This is a genomic window from Cobetia marina, from assembly GCF_001720485.1.
GTDB classification, from domain to species: domain Bacteria; phylum Pseudomonadota; class Gammaproteobacteria; order Pseudomonadales; family Halomonadaceae; genus Cobetia; species Cobetia marina.
This window is the reverse complement of record NZ_CP017114.1, coordinates 1,352,011-1,374,111: the sequence shown is the minus strand read 5'-3', so window position 1 is coordinate 1,374,111 and position 22,101 is coordinate 1,352,011. Positions and strand designations below refer to the sequence as shown.

Below are 22,101 nucleotides of genomic sequence, written 5' to 3'. Positions count from 1 at the left end.
TCAACATCGTGGATCGTGCCAAGCTGTTCTCTCTGAGCCAATACCCGTTACCCCAGCACCTGATCTCACGCCTCATCGGGCGCATCGCCGCCTGCGAGAACCCGTGGGTCAAGAACACCTTCATCGAACGTTTCATCAAGGCCTACGACGTCAACATGAACGAGGCGCTCGAGGAGAATCCGCGCGCCTACGCCTGCTTCAACGACTTCTTCACCCGTGCCCTCAAGCAAGAGGCCCGCCCCATCGAGGAAGGACTCGTCTCGCCTGCCGATGGTGTGCTGTCGCAGTTCGGAGCCATCAGCCACGGCACCCTGGTGCAGGCCAAGGGTCAGGCCTTCTCGCTGACCCAGCTGCTGGGTGGCAGCGAGGAGCGTGCCGCCCCCTTCCGCAACGGCCGCTTCGCTACCGTCTATCTGTCACCGAAGGACTATCACCGCGTCCACATGCCCCTGGCGGGCCGCCTGGTGGAGATGGCCTACGTGCCGGGACGCCTGTTCTCGGTCAATGAAGCCACCGCCACGCATGTGCCGGGCCTCTTCGCCCGCAATGAGCGCCTGGTCTGCATCTTCGAGACCGAACACGGCCCGATGGCCATGGTGCTGGTCGGCGCGATGATCGTCGCGGCGATCAAGACCGTGTGGAGCGGCCAGGTCACGCCACTGTCCGGCGATGTCGAGACGACCCGCTTCGATCAACTCATCGAGCTGGCACGGGGCGCCGAGATGGGTCGCTTCCAGCTCGGCTCCACCGTGGTGATGTGCTTCCCGGACAGCGTCGAGTTCGATGACACCCTGATGCCGGGCCAGAAGGTCAGCATGGGGCAGTCACTCGGCATGCGGCCAGCCTCCTGCGAGTCGCAGGTCGTTGACGAGTCGGCCCTCGGCAATGAGGAAACCTTCGCGCCAGACAGCGAATGACAGGCAGGAGCGCTGCCGAAGGCAATGGATGACACATAAAAAAGGGAAGCCGCCAGGCTTCCCTTTTCAACTGAGGCACCAGTATCAACCGGCCCCCTCTGGCATCCTTGCACGTCAGCATCTCGCCAACGTGCCTGGACATGCCTGTTCGTCCAACTGCGAGTCTTCCTCCCTGAATGGCGTAGTTCTCTTGAGGCTCTACTGCCGGAATCTCTCATGAGCGGCTCCGAGAAGCTCATGCGAGACCCCTGTCGACACCTTGTCACCATGCCCGATGAAAGGCGCCCGACAGCCACTCCTTCGGTCATGTGAATCGCCTCACCCCGTGCCGATCGATGGAGCAGGTACCCAGAGGGAATGTCTGCCCCGCTACGACGCCGGTATGACGACATCAGACTCCCTGTCTGATACCTGCAGTCTAGACGACTCAGATGTCCCTAGCGTGTCAAAGATAAACGCAATTGCTTGCGAGCAACGTGACACCTCAAGCACGTGCTGCCGGGAAGGCAACCACTGCGGCAATATCACGCTCACCCAGTGCCAGCATGATCAGACGATCCAGCCCCAGCGCCACACCACTGCCTGCCGGCATCCCGGCGTGCAAGGCGGCCACCAGGCGATGGTCTGCCGCGACCTGCGGCAGGCCTGCCGCATGACGCTCGGCATTGTCAGCCGCGAAGCGCGATGCCTGCTCGGCGGCATCGGTCAGCTCATCGTAACCGTTGGCCAACTCGATCCCTGCGACATATGCCTCGAAACGCGAGGCCACCCACTCCCCTTCAGCATCCCGATGCTTGCGTGCCAGCGCCGCCTGGGCCGCGGGATAGTCCGTCACCAGCTCCACGGCGCCCTGCCCCAATGTCGGCTCGATCACCAGACTCATCAGCGCATCCAGGCAGGTCTCATGGGACCAGTCACTGGCATCGACAGCGCACTCACGCCCGCATGCCGCGCGTACCTCGTCCAGAGAGGCACTGAACGGGTCCAGTGACAGCACTCGCCGGAAGAGATCACGGTAGGCCGTGACGGCAGGACCAGCCCCTGAGGCGTCTGATGCATCAGAGGTGTCCAGCAGCGACGACTTGCCGGTCAGCCGCGCCCCGAGCGCCATCACGCGCTGGATCAGCTCACAGGTTTCCTCTCTCAGGCCCTCGAGACTCATGCCGGGGCGATACCATTCCAGCATGCAGAACTCGGGATTGTGGCGACGACTGACCTCACCATCGCGGAAGGCACGCGCGATCTGGAAGATCGGCCCGCTGCCGGCCGCCAGCAGACGCTTCATGTGGAATTCCGGCGAGGTCTGCAGCCACATCGGCACCCGTTCACGCTCACCGGGCAATTGCAACGACGATGACAACGAGGCCAGCCCCACGTCGGTCGAGCCGGCCTGCCCCAGCACCGGCGTCTCCACCTCCAGCACCTCACGCTCGGCGAAGAAGGCCCGCACCTCATTGATCAGTCGTGCGCGCTGCACGAGTCGCTCTCGCGTCGCAGTGGGCGCCCAGTCTTGCGGCAAGGGGGGCTGGGGAGAATCAGAGGGAATATCGACGTCTGACATGGCGAGCTCGACGAGTGGATCAGCAAGGGACAGTGGCCAACCTGCAGGATTGACCGGCACAAACGATGATGCCCCGCACGAGGCGAGGCATCAGAGGGATCACGACGTGAGCGAAAAGGCTCAGGCGCGCGAGACGTACTCGGCGCTGCGCGTATCGACCTTGAGCACTTCGCCCTGGTTGATGAACAGCGGGACACGCACCACGGCACCGGAAGACAGCGTCGCCGGCTTGGAGCCACCGTTGGCGGTGTCACCCTTGAGGCCCGGATCCGTCTCGACGACTTCCAGCTCGATGAAGTTCGGCGGAGTCACCGCGATCGCGTTGTCATTCCACAGCGTGATGGTGTAGACGACCTGCTCTTTCAGCCACTTGATGTTGTCGCCCAGCGCCTTGCCATCGACGGCATACTGTTCGAAGGAGCCATCGGTACGCATGAAGTGCCACATTTCCCCGTCGGTGTAGAGGTATTCCATGTCGACTTCCATGACGTCGGCAGCTTCGATGCTCTCACCGGACTTGAACGTCCGCTCCCACACACGACCGGTCTTCAGGTTGCGCAGCTTGACGCGATTGAAGGCCTGCCCCTTGCCCGGCTTGACCAGCTCATTGTCAACGATGGCACAGGGGTCATTGTCCAGCATCACTTTCAGACCGGACTTGAATTCGTTGGTAGAATAATTGGCCATCTTGCTCGCTCTCGACTCGTTAACGGGTCTTGCCCGCCATGAATTCCAGATTGCCGCCTCACGGGCAGCAACCATGACTAAGAAGTGATGCGCATGATAACCCGAACCTCGCCATCCTTGCATACCATCACGCATGAGACGTGCGAAAGTCACGATGTGACACCCCTCGCACTCCACTCGAGTCCGCGCGGTGACTGGCGTGCACAGCTGCGCGACGTCATTCGCTCTCCCGAGGCGCTGCTGGACCGCCTGGGACTGGATCACGAATGGCTTCCCGGCGCCAGCGACGGCCATGCCCTGTTCTCGATCCGCGTTCCCGAGGCCTATGCCAGCCGCATCCGCCCCGAAGACCCGAATGACCCGCTGCTGCGTCAGGTGCTGCCACTGGACAGCGAGACGGACGTGCTCGACGGCTATGTCACCGACCCGCTGGAAGAAGCGGAGCACACCCCGCTCCCGGGACTGATCCACAAGTACACCAACCGAGTGCTGCTGATGGCCAGCGGTGGCTGCGCGATCAATTGCCGCTATTGTTTCCGGCGCCATTTTCCCTATGAAGACCACCAGCCCAGCCGCGCGCAATGGCAGGACATTCTCGACTACCTGCGCGCCGATGAGCGCATCCACGAGGTCATCCTCTCGGGTGGCGACCCGCTCGTGTCTCCCGACAGGCGACTGGCCTGGCTGGTGGAATCATTGGGCGAGATACCGCATCTCAAGCGTTTGCGCATCCACACCCGCCTGCCGGTGGTGATACCGGATCGCGTCAATGCCGAGCTGCTGGACTGGCTGAAGGCGACGCGACTGCAGAAGGTGCTGGTCATCCACAGCAACCACGCCAACGAGCTGGACGCGGAGGTCGCCGCGGCCATGACACGCCTCAAGGCAGCCGGGGTCACCCTGCTCAACCAGAGCGTCATCCTGCGCGGCGTCAATGACTCGGTGGAAACGCAGACGGCCCTCGCCGAGCGACTGTTCGAGTGCGGGGTGCTGCCCTACTACCTGCATGCCTTCGACCCCGTCCAGGGCGCCGCCCACTTCGCGGTCAGCGATGAAGACGCCTGCGCCCTGATGGAGGCACTGCTGGAGCATCTGCCCGGCTTCCTGATGCCACGTCTGGTGCGCGAGATCCCCGGGCGCCGCTCCAAGACGCCCCTGAGTGGTGCTCACTCCCCGGGCCACCTTGCAGACCACGCCCAGACTTTCGGCCATGATGACCATCCGGACCCGACGAGAGCCACGCTGATTGCCCGCAGTTGAAATCCACCGATGAGATCAGCCGATGAGGTCAGACCTTGAGGTCAGCACTGCGCCATGCGCGGTGCGCTTGCGAAAATCTGCTACCATCGCGGCCCCATTTCGCTAGAATCGCTGGCCATCATCACCATCGGCACACGCCCCAAGAGGCGTGGCCACGCTCAAGGAGCCCATCACATGCCTCATCTCGTCATTGATTATGCCGACAGTCTGGCCCCCAGCCTCGACATGGACGCGATCATGGATGACCTGCATGCCGCCGCCATGCAAAGCGGCCTGTTCAAGGAAAGCGACATCAAGGTGCGCGCGGAAAGCTGGCGTCACTGGCGCCTGGCGGGCAATCAGGCACCACTGGCGCACAAGCATGGCTTCGTCAACCTTCACTGCCATCAGCTGGAAGGCCGAAGCGATGACGACAAGTCGCGTCTGGCGGACATCCTGATGGAAGCCCTCAAGCCGCACTGCGAGGCCGCTCGCGAGGTCAGCGTGGAGATCGTCGAGATCACGCGCGCGACCTACCGCAAGCACAAGGCCTGACCCCTCAGGCAATAACGCAAGACGCCCCGCCGGCAGGCTGCCGCGGGGCGTCTTGCGTTATTGCACCTGTCCCCGGATATCGCCGTATCCGGGGCTCATGCGCGGTGTTCAGGTCCCTGTCATGGCCTGGGGAACGTGCAGCAGATCGTTCAGACGATGGGCATGCTCGGCAGCCTCACGACCCACGGAGGTCAGATAGCCACCATCGGGCAGCGTGGTCAGGCCCTTGGCGTGCAGACGTTCTGCCGCAGCGACCATGTCAGGACTGGCATCGTGGCGAATCTTCAAGCCCTTGAGGGCGGCGTCATGCGGGAACAGACACAGCAGGTGCAGTTCATCGTCATAGGGTGACGGCATGGGCAAACTCCTGACGGCGTGGCGAATGGCGTTTTGGTAGGGCGACAACAGACAGACTCCGAGTCGTCGGCGTCTGTCACCAGTCTAGTCACCGTGCGCAAAACCACCCTGCTGCTTTGGGACTAGACCCCGTCCCATCCGCCCCGAACATCGAAAACGCCCCCACCGCAACCGCGGTGAGGGCGTTTTCGATGAGGCACCGTCAGGCACTCACTGCAGACTCAGTGCTTGAGGTCCTGCTGGCGGTAGCCCATCAGATAGAGCACGGCATCAAGCCCCAGCGTCGAGATCGACTGACGCGCCTGTTCACGTACCAGCGGCTTGGCGCGGAAGGCGATGCCCAGCCCTGCTTCAGCAAGCATCTTGAGGTCGTTGGCACCATCCCCGACGGCGATGGTCTGCTCCATGCGCAGGCCGTAACGCTCGGCGATCTCGCGCAGCAGCAGCGCCTTGCGCTCGGCATCGACGATCGGTTCACGCACCTCACCGGTCACCTTGCCATCGACGATCACCAGCTCGTTGGCGTGGATCTCATCGAAGCCCAGCAGCTGCTGGAGGTGACGCGCGAAGTAGGTGAAGCCACCGGAGAGAATCGCGGTGCGATAGCCCAGCGCCTTGAGATTGGCCATCAGACGCTCGACCCCATCCATCAGCGGCAGGTTGGCGGCGATCTCCGCCAGCACCGACTCGTCCAGCCCCTTGAGCTTGCTCATGCGCTCACGGAAGCTTTCCTGGAAGTCCAGCTCACCGCGCATGGCACGCTCGGTGACTTGCGAGACTTCCTCGCCGACCCCATGACGACGCGCCAGCTCATCGATCACCTCGGTCTTGATCAGGGTCGAATCCATGTCGAAGCAGATCAGGCGGCGATGACGACGCCAGATATCGTCTTCCTGGATCGCGATATCGACACCATGCAGCGCGCCCAGCGCCAGCGCCTTCTCGCGCAGCGCATTGATGTCGGTCTCGTGCTCCGGCAGGCGCAGCCAGCACTCGACACAGGCGCCTTCGGCCGGTGACTCGCCATCCAGCGGTTCACGCCCCGACAGGCGATGCATCAGCTCGACGGTGATACCGAATTCCGCCGTCAGGCCGCCGACCTCGGCGAGAATGCCCGCCGGCAGTCGCGGTGCCAGCAGCGTCAGAATCCAGCGCGGGCGCTCCAGCTGATGGCTCCAGCGTGCATATTCCTCGGCGCCGACCTGCACGGCCTGCACATCCAGTCCCAGCTGTTCCCCGGCAGCACTCAGCGCCGCTTCCAGTTCGGACTGCGCCTCCAGTGCCACCAGCGCTTCCAGCGACACAAGCCCGAAGGTCACGCTCTGATTGATATCCAGCAGACGTGCGCCACTGCGGGCCAGCGCCTGACCGAGCCCTGCCAGCTGTCCCGGACGAGCCGCACCGGTGGCGCGGATCAAGATACGTTGTGTCATCGGAAAATCGTTCCTGAGCAATGAATCATCAAGAGGTTACCTCCAGGGCAGCTCGCCACTGGCATCATCAACTGTCTACGGCCAGACGATCGACCTTCTGGAAGCCCTTGGGCAACTTGCTGCCGCGTCGGCCACGCTCGCCACGATAGTAGTCAAGATCCGCCCCCTTGAGCAGCGTCTTGCGCTTGCCGGCGTGCACCACCAGCGTGGCCCCGGCAGGCACGACCACCAGCGAGCGCACGAATTCCTCACGATTGGCGGCGCGTTCGCCCGGAATCGACAGCATCTTGTTGCCCTTGCCCTTGGACATTTCCGGCAACTCGACGAGCGGGAAGACCAGCAGACGCCCTTCGTTGGACACCACCGCCACTTCCAGCGGCGCGGCATCCCCCTGCGCCGTCTCAGGCACCTCGGGGATCGCCACCGGCGGCAGTACCGCACAGCCGCGCGGCAAGGTCAGCGCGGCCTTGCCGGACTTGTTCTTGCCGGTCAGCTGCTCGAGCGTGGTCACGAAGCCATAGCCACCATCGGAGGCCAGCAGATAGCGCGCCGAGGGCGCGTCGAGCAGCAGCCCGACCATCGAAGCCCCCGCCGCCGGATTCATGCGCCCGGTGATCGGCTCGCCCTGCCCGCGCGCACTGGGCAGATTGTGCGCGGCCAGGGTGTAGGCGCGCCCGGTGTCATCCAGCAGCACCAGCGGCTGATTGGTCTTGCCGCGCGCCGCCAGATGGAAGCGGTCGCCGGCCTTGTAGGACAGGCCTTCGGGGTCGATATCATGTCCCTTGGCGGCGCGGATCCAGCCCTTCTCGGACAGCGCGACGGTGATCGGGTCGGCGCCCATCAGCTCGACTTCCGACAGCGCCTTGGCCTCGCCGCGTTCAACCAGCGGCGAGCGACGTGCATCGCCGAAGTCAGTGGCAGCCTGCTCAAGCTCACTGTCGATCAGATCGGTCAGGGCCTCGTCATTGCCCAGCAGATGCTTGAGGTGCTTGCGCTCGCGCTTGAGCTCGTCCTGCTCGCCCCGCAGCTTCATCTCTTCGAGGCGTGCCAGGTGACGCAGACGCAGCTCGAGGATCGCCTCGGCCTGACGCTCGGAGAGCTGGAAGGTCTCGATCAGGCTGGCCTTGGGATCTTCCTCCTCGCGGATGATGCGAATCACCTCGTCGAGATTCAGATAAGCCGTCAGCAGACCCTCGAGGATATGCAGACGGTCCTCGACCTTGGCCAGACGATGCTCGAGGCGACGACGCACGGTGGCGCGACGATAGCGCAGCCACTCGGCGAGCATCTCGTGCAGTGCCATCACGCGCGGGCGACCCTTGAGATCGATGACGTTCATGTTGACGCGCGCGTTCTTCTCGAGATCCGTGGTGGCGAACAGGTGCGCCATCAGGCCTTCGATATCGACCCGATTGGAGCGCGGCTGAATCAGCAGGCGCGTCGGGTTCTCGTGGTCGGACTCATCGCGCAGGTCCGCGACCATCGGCAGCTTCTTGGCCTGCATCTGGGCGGCGATCTGCTCGATCACCTTGGCGCCGGAGACCTGATACGGCAGCGCCGTGATCACGATATCGCCTTCTTCCAGCACATAGCGGGCGCGCATCTTCACGCTGCCACGACCGGTGCGATAGAGCTTGGCGAGGTCGGTGCGCGGCGTGATGATCTCCGCCTCGGTGGGGAAATCCGGTGCCGGCAGGAAGTCCATCAGCTGATCGCTGTCGGAGTCCGGGTTGCGCAGCAGGTGGCGTGTGGCGGCCACGACTTCATGCACGTTGTGTGGCGGAATGTCGGTCGCCATGCCCACCGCGATGCCGGTGGTGCCGTTGAGCAGCACATTGGGCAGACGCGCCGGCAGCACCTTGGGCTCGTTCATGGTGCCATCGAAGTTGGGCACCCAGTCGACGGTGCCCTGGGAGAGCTCGGACAGCAGCACCTCGGAATATTTCGACAGACGCGATTCGGTGTAACGCATGGCCGCGAAGGACTTGGGGTCATCCTGGCTACCCCAGTTGCCCTGTCCATCCACCAGCGGATAGCGATAGCTGAACGGCTGCGCCATCAGCACCATGGCCTCGTAACAGGCGCTGTCACCATGCGGGTGGAACTTGCCCAGCACATCGCCGACGGTACGCGCCGACTTCTTGTACTTGGCGTTGGCCGTCAGGGACAGCTCGCGCATGGCGTAGACGATGCGGCGCTGTACCGGCTTCATGCCATCACCGACATGCGGCAGGGCGCGGTCGAGAATCACGTACATCGAGTAGTCGAGGTACGCCTTTTCGGTGTAGTCACGCAGGGCCAGACGTTCGACGTCACCCTCCGCGACCTGGATATCCATGCTCATGGGCACTTGACCTTGATTACGAGCGTAAAACCGGGGAGCGCCTGACTGTGGCGCTCCCGAAAGAATGCTGTCGCGCAGCTTGTCTGGCTTTCGAAGTTCAGCTGCTCTCGAAGCCCAGTTGGCTTTCGAAGTTCAAATGGCTGTGAAAGCTCAACCGATGATCAGACCTCGATGTCAGCCATGTTGCCGTAGTCCTCGAGCCAGCTCTTGCGATCACTGGCGCGCTTCTTGGCCAGCAGCATGTCGAGCATCTCGTGGGTGCCGTCATCCGCGCTGCGTGTCAGCTGCACCAGGCGGCGAGTGTCCGGTGCCATGGTGGTCTCGCGCAGCTGCAGCGGGTTCATCTCACCCAGCCCCTTGAAGCGCTGCACGTTGGGCGTGCCACGCTTGCTCTCGAGCTGCTTGAGGATGTGCGCCTTCTCGCTCTCGTCCAGGGCGTAATGGACTTCCTTGCCCAGGTCGATGCGATACAGCGGCGGCATGGCGACGAAGACGCGCCCGGCATCCACCAGCGCCGGGAAGTGCCGCACGAACAGCGCGCACAGCAGCGTGGCGATGTGCAGGCCATCGGAGTCGGCATCCGCCAGGATGCAGACCTTGTGGTAGCGCAGCTTGGTGAGATCATCCGAGCCCGGGTCCAGCCCGATGGCGACCGCGATGTCGTGGACTTCCTGGGAGGAGTAGATGTCATGCGACTCGACTTCCCAGGTATTGAGGATCTTGCCGCGCAGCGGCAGGATCGCCTGGGTCTCGCGGTTGCGACCCTGCTTGGCGCTGCCGCCAGCCGAGTCACCCTCGACCAGAAACAGCTCACTGTCGGCAGGGTCGGAGCTTGAACAATCCGAGAGCTTGCCCGGTAGCGCAGGCCCGGAAGTCACCTTCTTGCGCGCGACCTTCTTGGCGCTCTTCAGACGGCGCTGGGCCGCCGAGATCACCAGTTCCGCCAGCGCTTCGGCCTGGTCGACATGATGATTGAGCCACAGCGAGAAGGCGTCCTTGACCACCCCGGAGACGAAGGCCGCGACGCTGCGCGAGGACAGCCGCTCCTTGGTCTGACCGGCGAACTGTGGATCGAGCATCTTCACCGACAGCACGAAGGCGGCGCGCTCCCACAGGTCATCCGCACTCAGCTTGACGCCACGCGGCAGCAGACTGCGGTAGTCGCAGAATTCCTTGAGCGCCTCGAGCAGGCCGGAACGCAGGCCATTGACGTGGGTGCCGCCCAGCGGCGTGGGGATCAGATTGACGTAGGGCTCCTGCACCAGCTCGCCGCCTTCCGGCAGCCACTGGATGGCCCAGTCGACGCCATGCTCCTCATCCTCGAGATGACCGACGAACGGCGATTCCGGCAGTCGCTCGAAACCATCGGTGGCGCCGAGCAGATAGTCGCGCAGGCCATCCTCGTAATGCCAGGCCGTCTCGCTGCCGTCCGTCTCGGTCAGCACGACCTTGAGCCCCGGGCACAATACCGCCTTGGCGCGCAGCAGGTGACGCAGGCGTGCCATCGCCAGACGCGGACTGTCGAAGTAGCTCTCGTCCGGCCAGAAACGCACCAGAGTGCCGGTATTGCGCTTGCCGACGGTACCGATCTGACTCAGCTCCTCGACCTTCTCGCCATTCTCGAAGGCAATGCGCTGACGCAGACCCTCACGGCAGACCTCCACCTCAAGGCGCGTCGACAGGGCGTTGACCACCGAGACACCCACGCCATGCAGGCCGCCCGAGAAGCGATAGCTGTCCTGGGAGAACTTGCCCCCCGCGTGCAGCTTGGTGAGGATCAGCTCGATCCCGGTCACACCATGCTCGGGGTGGATGTCAGTGGGCATGCCACGACCATCATCCGCCACCTCGATACCGCCGTCTTCCAGCAGCTTCACGCGCACTTCCTTCGCGTGACCCGCCAGCGCCTCATCGACGGAGTTGTCGATGACTTCCTGGACCAGGTGGTTAGGCCGAGTGGTATCGGTATACATGCCGGGCCGCTTGCGGACCGGTTCGAGGCCGGAGAGAACCTCGATGGAACTGGCGCTGTACTGACTCATCGCAGCCTTGTGTCCTTGGTGTTGACGTCCGGCAGACGCATCACGGATGGCGATGCCTCTGCCTGATTTTCTGAAGAGAGTCGCCGCTGGCCGAACGATCCGATGACGGATTCATCTTCCTGTCCGGCCCGCACGCCCAACCGTCCTCGACACGTTAGCAGGGTGCGACGTGGAAGGATGTCGCAAGCGACGGGGCCAGACGATGGCCGGCATGCGCCATGATGGCAGGCAGGTACTCCGCCAGTCTGGCAAATCCATGATCCCCTCCCGGCGTGAGGATCAGCCGGCAATCCTGATAGAGGCTTGCGGCATCGTTGACGTCCAATGTCTCGTCCGCCGTGGCAAGCAGCACGAGGGTGCGCTGCGGCGTGACGGGGATCGCTTCCAGTGCGGCCAGCGCCGGACCGAATGCTTCGGTGACGGTGAAGGACTCGCCGGTATAGGGGTTGGCGTGGGTCGACCCCAGCCATGCCGTGACGAGCCTGACCGGGCGCACGGCTGGGTTGATCAATACCGTGCGCGGCCCCTGACGCCATACGCTCTGCTCGCAGCCCTGGGGTCCATCGAGTCGCGCAGCCTCACGCGCGGCAAGCCAGGTGCTCAGAAAGCCACCCATGGAGCTGCCGATCACCACGATGGCGTCGTCACAGGCAGGGTCAGCCGGGTCGAGATCCAACTGCGCGCAGAGCGCCTGGTAGGCCTCCTCCACCACCGCCTGCCCGGCAGCGGGCTGCGGTGGGATGTCAGGCGCGACGCAGGGCAGACCGAATTCGGCGGCCGCACGCTTCATCAACTGCGCCTTGGGCGAGCAACTGGCCGAGTTGAAACCATGCAGGTACAACACGCCCCTGACCGGAGGAACGACAACGCCTGCCTGCGCAGGGTAATGGGGACGGCTCATCAGCGCTCCCGACACGCGCGAACCGAACGGCTCACGCTCGGTTCGCGGCAAGGTGTCTAGTGTAAACGATTGATTCCCATATAGGATAGCGAGAATACTGTATAAATCAACAGAGGATGACCGCCTGCGTGATCCCCCGTCAGCGCGGGTCCTGCCCCTGGGCGGCCCACACGGACTCGATCAAGGCACGACTGGAAGCGTCCAGCTGCTCGAAGCCTTCTCCCGTGGTCATGGTCGCTTCCGTCGCGGTGGCGATCTGCTTGCCCAGCTCCACGCCCCACTGATCGAACGGATTGATGTCCCAGATGGTGGCCTGGACGAAGACCTTCTGCTCGTAAAGCGCGATCAGGGCCCCCAGGGTTTCCGGCGTCAGCGCTTCCAGCAGCAGGGTGGTCGAGGGCTGATTGCCACGATAACGCTTGTGATTCGGCTGGGCCTCGTCACCCGGTATCGCGTCATCGCCCAGCATCAGCACGCGCGACTGGGCAAAGCAGTTGGCCAGTGTCAGACGGTGCTGCGCCTTGAGGTGGGCACGGGTCTCGGCGTCCTCGACATGGTCATAGCGACGCATCGGCGCGATGAAGTCACATTCCACTGCCTGGGTACCCTGATGCAGCAGCTGATAGAAGGCATGCTGGGCGTTCGGGCCCAGCTGGCCCCACAGCACCGGGCAGGTGGAGTAATCGACCATCTCGCCATCGTTGGTGACCGACTTGCCGTTGGATTCCATTTCCAGCTGCTCGAGGTAGCTGGCGAAGTATTCCAGGCGGCCGTCGTAGGGCAGGATGGAGTGGGCGCGAATATCGAGGAAGTTGTTGTTCCAGATACCCGCCAGCGCCAGCAATACCGGCAGATTGTCTTCCAGCGGTGCGGTGCGGAAATGCTCATCCAGCTCATGCGCCCCCGCCAGCAGGCGACGGAAGTTGTCCATGCCGACATTGAGCGCGATGGGCAGTCCGATGGTGCCCCACAGCGAGTAGCGCCCGCCGACCCAGTCCCAGAACAGCAGCTGATGTTCCGGTGCGATACCCCACTCGCTCATCTTCTCCGGCTTGGCGGATGCGCCGATGAAGTGCTGACGATTGATCAGTCCTTCCAGACGGCCTTGCGGGTCAAGGCGCGACTTCAGCCAGTCACGCGCGGTGCGCGCATTGGAGAGCGTGTCGATGGTGGAGAATGACTTGGACGACAGGATGAACAAGGTGGTTTCCGGACTGAAGGACTGCAGGTAGTCCGCCAGCTGTGAGCCATCCATGGTCGAGGCGAAGTGCACGCCGACCTCATGGACGCCCTTGGGACGGCAATCGCTCAGCGCGCTCGAGACCATCAGCGGCCCCAGGTCCGAGCCACCGACCCCCAGATTGACCACATCGGTGATCGGCTTGCCGGTGGCACCACGCCACTGCCCGCTATGGAAGGTCTCGACCATCTCGGCGAGCCGCTCGAGGCTCTCGTGGATGGCAGGTACCACATCCTCGCCATCCACCTCGAGACTTGCCGAGCGTGGCAGACGCAGGGCCGCGTGCAGGGCCGGGCGATCTTCCGAGCGATTGACGTGCTCACCGGCCAGCAGACGCTTGATGCCCTGCTCGACACCGGTTTCCCGCGCCAGCTCCAGCAGCAGCTCCAGGGTCTCCTGCTTGAGACGCTGCTTGGAGAGATCCAGGCGCAGGCCCGCGGCAGAACGGGTGAAGGTCGTCACTCGATCGCGCCCTTGCGCCGCATCCTCGGCGAACAGGTCCTTCAGGTGCACATCGGCCATCTGCTCCTGATGATGACGCGCGAGGGCCTGCCAGGCCTGACTGTTACGGCGGGCAGAACGTGCAGACGATGGAGTGGACATGGCCACCTCTCTCCTTGAAGTGTCGCGACCGGCCCTGCGTGGCCCGGTCAGAAATCGGTTGATGGAAGCATCATCGGCAAGCCGCGGCGGGTGCGTCAGGCACCTCGAATGCGTAGAATGGCGGGCCCAGCAGGGCACTCAGCCCAGCCGCTCCCCGGCCAATGGCATGTCGCCCAGGCCCTCTGCCCGATGAAGCCTTGATCCATGAGTGATGCATCTTACCGTGACGCGATATTTACGACACCCCTTGACCGTGTTGCCAGCTTCTCCTTCGACGAACAGGTCGTCAGCTGCTTCCCGGACATGCTGCGCCGTTCGGTGCCGGGGTACGGTCAGATCATCGCCATGCTGGGGCTGATGGCCCGCGCTCACCTGCGCCCTGGCGCACGCGTCTATGATCTGGGCTGCTCGCTGGGGGCTGCCAGCATGGCACTGGCACGTGAGATGGCGGCCCAGGACATCGAGATCGAAGCCGTCGATCTGTCCCGGCCGATGGTCGAGCGCGCCAGCCGCGAGCTCGCCGACGCCTTCCCGGACCATCGCATCAACGTCAGTGAAGCCGATATCCGCACCCTGGAGTACCAGCCTGCCGGCATGATCGTGGTCAACTTCACCCTGCAGTTTCTGCCGCCGCAGGACCGCGACGCCGTGATCGACAAGCTGTTTGCGGCGCTGGAGCCCGGCGGCGTGTTGATCCTGTCCGAGAAGATCATCAGCGACGACCCGGTCGAGAACGCCTGGTTGATCGAGCGCTATCATGACTTCAAGCGCGCCAACGGCTACTCCGACCTCGAGATCTCGCAGAAACGCGAAGCGCTGGAGGACGTGATGAAGCCCGACAGTCTCGCCACTCACCATACGCGCCTGGCACGCGCCGGCTTCGCGCGCAGCCACACCTGGCTGCAATACCTGAACTTTGCCTCGATGGTCGCTTTCAAAGCCGCCGAATGACCGCTACGCCTGCACGGACCCGACCCAGCGCATGAGCATCTCCCCCTACGATCGTGATCTTTACCGCGCCTTCACCGAGCTTGCCTGTGAGCCAGGCGCCGTCGGTGACGGCTTCGCCCGCTGGCTGGGCGCCCTGCCCGAGCAACTGGCCAAGGGTCTGGACCGCAAGCGCCATGCTGACCTCAAGGCCTGGCATGGGGCACTGGAGAAGCTGCCGACGCTACCTGACGAGCGCGAGGTGCAGCTGGATGCCGACCGTGTCGGTGCATGCTTTCCGACTGGCCTGAGCACTGGGCAGCAACGCCAGAGCGAGAATCTGCTGCGCGCCATGATGCCGTGGCGCAAGGGCCCCTATCAGCTCGACGAGATCTATATCGATACCGAATGGCGCTCCGACTGGAAGTGGCAGCGCCTCGCGCCGCATCTGTCGGATCTCACTCACCGTCGCGTGCTGGATGTCGGGGGCGGCAATGGTTACCACGGCTGGCGCATGGTCGGCGCTGGTGCCGCCTTCACGCTGGTGATCGACCCTTCCCCGCGCTTCTACTGCCAGTTCCATGCCGTGCGTCACTTCATCGGCGCGGATCACCCCCAGGGGCGCAACCTGCACTTCCTGCCGGTGGGCATCGAGGACGTCCCCGCGAAGATGGCCGCCTTCGACACCGTGTTCTCGATGGGGGTGCTCTATCATCGCCCCTCGCCGATGGACCACCTCTTCCAGCTGCGCGATGCCCTGCGCCCCGGCGGCGAACTGGTGCTGGAAACCCTGGTGGTGGAAGGTGACGTGACGACGGTACTGATGCCCGGCGAGCGCTACGCCGCGATGCCCAACGTCTACTTCCTGCCGTCCTCCCGGGCGCTGGCCCACTGGTGTGAGCGCGCCGGTTTCAAGGACGTGCGCATCGTCGATGAAGCGGTGACCACGCTGGATGAGCAACGCTCGACCGACTGGATGACCTATCACTCGCTGAGTGACTTCCTCGACCCTGACGACCCACGCCTGACCCGTGAAGGCCATCCGGCACCACAGCGTGCGGTGCTGATCGCCACGCGCGCCTGATCTGCGCAGCACCTTCTCTCCCAGCGGTGTCTGCGCCGGGGCAGACAAAGACGGCGGCGCTCATCGAGCACCGCCGTCTTCGTCTCTCGTGTCATACGATGCCCAACCGCCGGGCCTGTCGATACAGATTGCCGCGATCGACCTTGAGCCTGCGCGCGGCCTCTGCCCAGTTGCGATCACTCGCCAGCCAGACCCGCGAGATGTGCTCGCGCTGAAACGCCTCGGTGGCATCACGCAGCCCCAGCGCTTCATCGATGTCCTGCAGGACATGACGCTGCGCCGGGTTCGCTCTCCCCGCCTGAATCGTGCCATGCCCCTCCTGTGCGGCGTGGAGGGCAATGCCACCGGCCTGCTCGTGCGCCACCTCGGCACTCGTCTCCAGCCCCAGCAGCTCCGGCGTGATCACCACCAGCTGACGCCCATCGGCGCGCAGGCGCGTCGGATGAGCCCCCTGCGCCAGCCGCGCATGCAGGGCGGCGCGACTCAGACAGTGCTCCAGCTCACGCACGTTGCCGGGCCACGGGTAGTCACACAGCAGACGCTCCGCCGCCGGCGTCAGGCGCAGATTGCCAAGCCCGAGGCGCGTGCGGTTGTGCTCGAGAAAGGTTCCCGCCAGCGCCAGCAGATCCGCTCGTCCGCGCTCACGCAGCGGCGGCACCCTGAGCGGATAGACGCTCAGCCGGTGGTAGAGATCTTCGCGGAAATGCCCGGCGGCGACTTCGGCCTCGAGGTCACGATTGGTCGCCGCGATGACGCGCACATCGACCCTGACCACGCGATCGCTGCCCAGCGGCTGCAATTCACCTTCCTGCAGCACCCGCAGCAGCTTGGGCTGCAACGCCAGCGGCAGCTCACCGATCTCATCCAGCAGCAGGGTGCCGCCATCGGCCATCACGAAATGGCCACGATGATCATGGGACGCGCCGGAGAAGGCCCCTCGCCGATGCCCGAACAGCGCACTCTCGACCAGTTCCGGTGCCAGCGCGGCACAGTTGATGCGCACCAGAGGCCGACTGGCGCGACGCGACGCATCGTGCAACCGCTGGACCACGCCCTCCTTGCCCACCCCGGTCTCGCCCGTCACCAGCACCGTCATGTCGGTATCGGCTACCGCTTCCAACTGTGCCTCCAGTCTCGCCATCGCTGGCCCGCGCTGCGGACAGGTCCTCTGGGCCTGCGGTGTCATGCCCGGCGCAAGCGCTGGCATGCCGGTCAGCGGAGCGGCCCCACGCTCAAGCCGTGATGCCAGCGCCAGACAGCAGGTGGGCAGCGTCAGCAGGTCATGAAGCTCCTGATGCTCCTGATGCTCCTGCGCCAGGACGTCTGCCAGCTCGGCATCGCCGATCTGCCGAATCTCCAGCGCTTCCAGCGGGGCCAGCACACCAGGTGTCAGCGCATCGAAGGTCATCACGCCCAGCAACCTGTCCCCTTCGCGCAGCGCGATACCCGCACAGTCGTGCACCAGCAGATCCGGCCCATGCACTTCCCCCAGCAGGCCATCGAAGGGGTCCGGCAGGTCACTGTCCACCGCGAAGCGATAGACACCGGTGTGCTCGGCAATCGCCTTGAGCCGCGGATGCTCTGACAACGCAAAGCGCCGACCGCGCACCTCGGCAGGTAGCCCATGCGTGGCCAGCGGCAGCAACTCGTCACGCTCCGGCAGATAGCGCATCAGCGTCGCGGCCTCACCGGGCAGACGCTGCATGATCGCGGCCAGCAGACGGGTCCATGGCAAGGCACGCCGCTTGCCGCCCTCCTCTTCCATCAACCAGGCAGCAAGCCAGGCGTTCAGGGCGGCAAGGGGCGTATCATTGCGTGGCAAGGGAGTCTCGGGCATGCGGGATTCCTGACGTCAGTCAACCGGAAATGGCGGGCGAGGTACTGGGTGATGAGCACGCGGCTCACGCGACGGCGTGTCGCAAGACATCGTCATGGCGACAGATGATGTCATCATGACACGCAAGATGTCATCTTGACACATTCTCACGTCGTGTATTTTTCACATCACCACTCTCGGGGACGCATGGATACTGGCCTGACGAGTTGGCATGGCCCTTGCTCTCTTCATGGCGACATTCATCACGAGGTACCGTCATGCTGACCAACGCCCAGGAAGACCTGATCGCCGCCACCGCTCCCGTCGTCGCCGAGCACCTCAACGCCATTACCGCGCGCTTCTATCCGCTGATGTTCGAGCGCTATCCCGAAGTGAAGCCGCTGTTCAATCAGACGCACCAGGCCAGTGGTGGTCAGGCCCGTGCGCTGGCCGGCGCCGTGCTCGCCTATGTCGGCGCACGCCACTCGCGTGAGGCGGTGGACCGCCTGCTCGCGCCCGTGGTCAGCAAGCACGTCTCGCTCAATATCCTGCCCGAGCACTACCCCATCGTCGGCGAGTGCCTGATGGCCGCCATCGGTGAGGTGCTGGGAGACGCCGTCACGCCGGAGATCGCCGACGCCTGGGGCGCCCTCTACGGAGAGCTGGCCGCCGTGCTGATCGCCGCCGAGCAGGGCCGCTACGACAGCTTCGCTGCCACCCGCGGCGGCTGGCAGGGGCTGCGCCGCTTTCGCATCGTGCGCACGGAGGACGAGAGCCGCGAGATTCGCTCGCTGTACCTGGCGCCAGTGGAAGGTCCGATGTTCTCCTTCCTGCCGGGCCAGTACATCGGCATGCGCCTGACGACGCCGCAGGGCGTGATCCACCGTCATTACAGCCTGTCACACGCGCCGGACGAGCGCTTCTGCCGTATCTCGGTCAAGCGTGAAGACCACGGCCAGTCCAGCCAGTATCTGCATGCGCTGAACGTGGGTGACGAGATCGATCTGCTGCCGCCGGCCGGCGAGCTGACCTTCGAGCATGCCGCGCCCCAGAGCCCCGAGGCCCCGGTACTGCTGCTGTCTGCCGGCGTCGGCCAGACACCGATGCTCTCGCTGCTGGAGGCAGCGCTCGCGGCGGGCCGTCAGGTGATCTATCTGCATGCGGCCCGCAATCCCGAGGTACATGCCTTCGACACCACGCTGCAATCACTGGTCGCGCAGTATCCCGAGCAGCTGCATTATCAGGTCTGCTACGAGAAGGCTGACACTCTGCCGACGCATGCGCACCTGGGCATCATCGAGCGCGACTGGCTGGCACGTCAGATTGCCGCGACAGGTGCCAGTGCCGAGTCCCTGCAGGCCTTCGTGATCGGTCCGCATGGCTTCATGCAGAGCATGATCCAGCACCTCAATCGCATCGGCGTACCGCTCACCCAGTGCCATCACGAGCACTTCGGCCCCTCCGCACCGCTTGCCATCGACGCCGCTGCCGCCTGATGCGCTGACGTGGCCCGCACCATGCAAAAAGCCCCCATCGCCTTGCGGCCATGGGGGCTTCTGCGTTCTCCGGCTTCATATCCAGCAGGCCGTGTTGTTATCGCGTGTCCAGCGTTGTTGTTATCGGGTCATGCGACGGAGTCGACCGTGCCGGCCCGACTCCGTTACCGCGACTCATGTTGCCAAGGCTCAGTTGCAAAGACTCAGTTGCCACGGCCCAGCAGCTCACGCACGTCGCGGGCTTCCCAGTGCGGGAAGTGCTTGCGTACCAGCGCGTTGAGATCGGCTTCAAACGCGGCCCAATCGGTCTGCTGCGTGGTTGCCTGAGTGCCGGAGCGGCCCACGCCACGAATCATGCCCGCGCCGACGGTCACGTTGCTCAGACGATCGATGACGATGAAGCTGCCGGTGCCCGGGCTTGAACGGTAGTCGTCCACCGGCACCGACTGGGTCAGCTCGAGCTGGACGCGGCCGATGGCGTTCAGTGCCAGGCTGTCGCCCTCGTGATGTTCCAGCGTGTTGACGTCGTAGAGGTAATCGATGGCACTGACCTGCCCGGTCAGATCACGGGTCGCCAGCTTGATATCGTACTGACGGCCCGGTTGCAGCGGCTTCTCGTGCATCCAGACGACATCCGCTTCCAGCGCATTGGAGAGCGGCAGTTCGGCGTCTGCCGCCACCAGCCAGTCACCGCGCGAGATGTCGATCTCGTCGTCAAGCGTCAGCGTGATGGCCTGGCCCGGATAGGCGATCTCGAGGTCGCCATCGAAGGTGACGATGCGCTCGATGGTCGAGATCTTGCCGGACGGCAGCACCTTGACGCTGTCACCCGGACGCACGACACCGGCCGCCAGCGTGCCGCAATAGCCACGGAAATCGAGGTTGGGACGATTGACGTACTGCACCGGGAAGCGCAGATCGCTGAGGTTCTGATCGCGAGTCAGTTCGACGGTTTCCAGCACCTCCAGCAGCGACGGTCCGGCCTGACCATCGACGGTGTACCAGTCGAGTGACGGGCTGCGATTGACGACGTTGTCGCCCTTGAGCGCAGACATCGGCACGAAGCGGATATCCGGTGCATTCAACTTGTCGGCGAATTCCTGATACTCGGCGACGATCTCGTTGAAGCGCGCCTCGGAGTAGTCGACCAGATCCATCTTGTTGACCGCGATCACCAGGTGCTGGATACCCAGCAGGTCGGCGATGAAGCTGTGACGACGGGTCTGGGTCTGCACGCCGTAGCGCGCATCGATCAGGATGATCGCCAGGCTCGCGGACGAGGCACCGGTGGCCATGTTGCGGGTGTACTGCTCATGTCCCGGGGTGTCGGCGATGATGAACTTGCGCTTGTCGGTCGAGAAGAAGCGATAGGCGACATCGATGGTGATGCCCTGCTCACGCTCGGACTGCAGGCCATCGACCAGCAGGGCCAGATCGACTTCATCACCGGTGGTGCCGCTGGTCTTGGAGGCCTGGGTGATGGAGGCCAGCTGATCTTCATAGATCAGCTTGGAATCGAACAGCAGACGACCGATCAGGGTCGACTTGCCGTCATCGACGCTACCGCAGGTGATGAAGCGCAGCAGGTCCTTGCGCTCGTGTTCTTGCAGGTAGGCTTCGATATCCGCGGAAATCTTGTCTGACGCGTGGGACACACTCTTCTCCTTGCCGCTGTCATGGGCCTGATGAGCTGGCGAGCCAGTATCACGAGCCAGTGTCTCGTGAGGCTGCGAGCCGATTCATCAGGCGAATTGTTCGTTCAGGTCATCAAGCACGAGGCGGAATCAGCAGGATGGGGCCTCGTGTGGCAATGGGCCTAGCGAGAATTGGCGACTAGAAATACCCTTCGCGCTTCTTCTTCTCCATGGAGCCTGCCTGATCGTGATCGATGGCACGACCGGAGCGCTCGCTGGTACGGGTCAGCAGCATTTCCTGGATGATTTCCGGCAGGGTCGCGGCGGTGGATTCCACGGCGCCGGTCAGCGGATAGCAGCCCAGGGTGCGGAAGCGCACGGACTTCATCTCCGGCACTTCGCCGTCCTTGAGCGGCAGACGGTCGTCATCGACCATGATGTCGAGGCCATCACGCTTCACCACCGGACGCACGGCGGAGTAGTAGAGCGGCACGATCTTGATGGACTCGAGGTAGATGTACTGCCAGATGTCCAGCTCGGTCCAGTTGGAGAGCGGGAAGACGCGGATGGACTCGCCCTTGTTGATCTTGGAGTTGTAGATGTTCCACAGCTCCGGACGCTGATTCTTGGGGTCCCAGCGGTGGTACTGGTCACGGAAGGAGTAGACACGCTCTTTCGCGCGTGAAGCTTCCTCGTCACGACGCGCACCGCCGAAGGCCGCATCGAAACCATGCTTGTCCAGCGCCTGCTTCAGCGACTGGGTCTTCATGATGTCAGTGTACTTGGCGCTGCCGTGCTCGAACGGGTTGATGTTCGCCTCGACGCCTTCCTGATTGATGTGCTCGATCAGTTCCATGCCGACTTCCGCGGCCATCTCATCGCGGAACTTGATCATCTCCTGGAATTTCCAGGTGGTGTTGACGTGCATCAGGGGGAACGGCGGCACGCCCGGCGCGAAGGCCTTTCGCGCCAGATGCAGCATCACGGCGGAGTCCTTGCCGATGGAGTAGAGCATGACAGGATTGGAGAACTCGGCCGCCACTTCACGAATGATGTGGATGGACTCGGCCTCGAGCTGCTTGAGGTGGGTCTGACGTTCGGGGGTAAGCATCGCGTGCGGCAACCTCGTGAGCGCTGGGAGTCGCCCTGGAAGGCGGCCCGTGACAATCAGTGGGCGTGCCCGCGGGTCGTGTCGATCGAGATGACTCTCACTCTCTCACCCCCCACGGAGCATGCTGGATACCGATACGGTACCCGCGCCGCCT

Annotated in this window: 17 protein-coding genes; 6 read left to right on the top strand and 11 right to left on the bottom strand. The window is 64.0% G+C overall.

Annotation, left to right across the window (positions count from 1 at the left end; translation table 11 throughout):
• Positions 1 to 8 precede the first annotated feature (8 nt).
• Positions 9 to 917 (top strand): archaetidylserine decarboxylase, encoded by a 909-nt coding sequence (gene asd / locus BFX80_RS05930; protein ID WP_077374230.1) that lies wholly within the window; start codon positions 9 to 11, stop codon positions 915 to 917.
• Between the two features lie 484 nt (positions 918 to 1,401).
• On the opposite strand, the gene epmA is transcribed toward asd, so the two are convergent.
• Positions 1,402 to 2,478 carry an EF-P lysine aminoacylase EpmA gene (epmA, locus tag BFX80_RS05925; RefSeq protein ID WP_084208210.1) on the bottom strand — a complete coding sequence of 359 codons (1,077 nt, stop codon included), beginning with the start codon at positions 2,476 to 2,478 and terminating at the stop codon, positions 1,402 to 1,404.
• Positions 2,479 to 2,598: 120 nt separating this feature from the next.
• Positions 2,599 to 3,165: an elongation factor P gene (gene efp, locus BFX80_RS05920; protein ID WP_077374233.1), complete on the bottom strand. Its 567-nt coding sequence runs from the start codon at positions 3,163 to 3,165 to the stop codon at positions 2,599 to 2,601.
• Positions 3,166 to 3,321: 156 nt separating this feature from the next.
• Between efp and epmB the strand changes: the two genes are divergently transcribed.
• Positions 3,322 to 4,425 carry an EF-P beta-lysylation protein EpmB gene (gene epmB / locus BFX80_RS05915; protein ID WP_240499681.1) on the top strand — a complete coding sequence of 368 codons (1,104 nt, stop codon included), beginning with the start codon at positions 3,322 to 3,324 and terminating at the stop codon, positions 4,423 to 4,425.
• Positions 4,426 to 4,599: 174 nt separating this feature from the next.
• Positions 4,600 to 4,959, top strand: coding sequence for a 5-carboxymethyl-2-hydroxymuconate Delta-isomerase (locus tag BFX80_RS05910; RefSeq protein WP_077374236.1), 360 nt, complete (start codon positions 4,600 to 4,602; stop codon positions 4,957 to 4,959).
• A 108-nt stretch (positions 4,960 to 5,067) separates the two neighbouring features.
• Here the strand turns inward: BFX80_RS05910 and BFX80_RS05905 are convergent, their stop codons facing one another.
• From BFX80_RS05905 to pgi, 6 genes are all read right to left on the bottom strand, one after another.
• The gene (locus tag BFX80_RS05905; RefSeq protein ID WP_077374239.1) at positions 5,068 to 5,316 is read right to left on the bottom strand and encodes a TIGR02647 family protein; all 249 of its coding nucleotides are present in this window, start codon (positions 5,314 to 5,316) and stop codon (positions 5,068 to 5,070) included.
• A gap of 221 nt (positions 5,317 to 5,537) precedes the next feature.
• Positions 5,538 to 6,749, bottom strand: a complete 1,212-nt coding sequence (serB, locus tag BFX80_RS05900) for a phosphoserine phosphatase SerB (RefSeq protein ID WP_084208209.1) — start codon at positions 6,747 to 6,749, stop codon at positions 5,538 to 5,540.
• Positions 6,750 to 6,816: 67 nt separating this feature from the next.
• The gene (gene parC / locus BFX80_RS05895; protein WP_084208208.1) at positions 6,817 to 9,093 is read right to left on the bottom strand and encodes a DNA topoisomerase IV subunit A; all 2,277 of its coding nucleotides are present in this window, start codon (positions 9,091 to 9,093) and stop codon (positions 6,817 to 6,819) included.
• A 161-nt stretch (positions 9,094 to 9,254) separates the two neighbouring features.
• On the bottom strand, positions 9,255 to 11,135 hold the full coding sequence (parE, locus tag BFX80_RS05890) for a DNA topoisomerase IV subunit B (RefSeq protein ID WP_084208207.1): 1,881 nt from the start codon (positions 11,133 to 11,135) through the stop codon (positions 9,255 to 9,257).
• Between the two features lie 154 nt (positions 11,136 to 11,289).
• Positions 11,290 to 12,036, bottom strand: a complete 747-nt coding sequence (locus BFX80_RS05885) for a YqiA/YcfP family alpha/beta fold hydrolase (protein ID WP_084208206.1) — start codon at positions 12,034 to 12,036, stop codon at positions 11,290 to 11,292.
• Positions 12,037 to 12,175: 139 nt separating this feature from the next.
• Entirely contained in the window at positions 12,176 to 13,879 is a 1,704-nt protein-coding gene (pgi, locus tag BFX80_RS05880; RefSeq protein ID WP_084208205.1) for a glucose-6-phosphate isomerase, read from the bottom strand.
• A gap of 204 nt (positions 13,880 to 14,083) precedes the next feature.
• Here pgi and cmoA point away from each other — a divergent pair, with 204 nt between their 5' ends.
• Positions 14,084 to 14,830 carry a carboxy-S-adenosyl-L-methionine synthase CmoA gene (cmoA, locus tag BFX80_RS05875; protein ID WP_084208204.1) on the top strand — a complete coding sequence of 249 codons (747 nt, stop codon included), beginning with the start codon at positions 14,084 to 14,086 and terminating at the stop codon, positions 14,828 to 14,830.
• 31 nt (positions 14,831 to 14,861) lie between these two features.
• On the top strand, positions 14,862 to 15,890 hold the full coding sequence (gene cmoB, locus BFX80_RS05870; protein ID WP_084208203.1) for a tRNA 5-methoxyuridine(34)/uridine 5-oxyacetic acid(34) synthase CmoB: 1,029 nt from the start codon (positions 14,862 to 14,864) through the stop codon (positions 15,888 to 15,890).
• A 91-nt stretch (positions 15,891 to 15,981) separates the two neighbouring features.
• On the opposite strand, the gene norR is transcribed toward cmoB, so the two are convergent.
• Positions 15,982 to 17,727: a nitric oxide reductase transcriptional regulator NorR gene (gene norR / locus BFX80_RS05865; protein ID WP_084208202.1), complete on the bottom strand. Its 1,746-nt coding sequence runs from the start codon at positions 17,725 to 17,727 to the stop codon at positions 15,982 to 15,984.
• Positions 17,728 to 17,984: 257 nt separating this feature from the next.
• Here norR and BFX80_RS05860 point away from each other — a divergent pair, with 257 nt between their 5' ends.
• The gene (locus tag BFX80_RS05860; protein ID WP_084208201.1) at positions 17,985 to 19,202 is read left to right on the top strand and encodes a globin domain-containing protein; all 1,218 of its coding nucleotides are present in this window, start codon (positions 17,985 to 17,987) and stop codon (positions 19,200 to 19,202) included.
• A 203-nt stretch (positions 19,203 to 19,405) separates the two neighbouring features.
• Here the strand turns inward: BFX80_RS05860 and cysN are convergent, their stop codons facing one another.
• Together cysN and cysD are read right to left on the bottom strand one after the other, a co-directional pair.
• Positions 19,406 to 20,857 carry a sulfate adenylyltransferase subunit CysN gene (gene cysN / locus BFX80_RS05855; RefSeq protein WP_084208200.1) on the bottom strand — a complete coding sequence of 484 codons (1,452 nt, stop codon included), beginning with the start codon at positions 20,855 to 20,857 and terminating at the stop codon, positions 19,406 to 19,408.
• 178 nt (positions 20,858 to 21,035) lie between these two features.
• Complete coding sequence (cysD, locus tag BFX80_RS05850) at positions 21,036 to 21,947, bottom strand: sulfate adenylyltransferase subunit CysD (protein ID WP_084208199.1); 912 nt, start codon at positions 21,945 to 21,947, stop codon at positions 21,036 to 21,038.
• Positions 21,948 to 22,101: the final 154 nt, after the last annotated feature.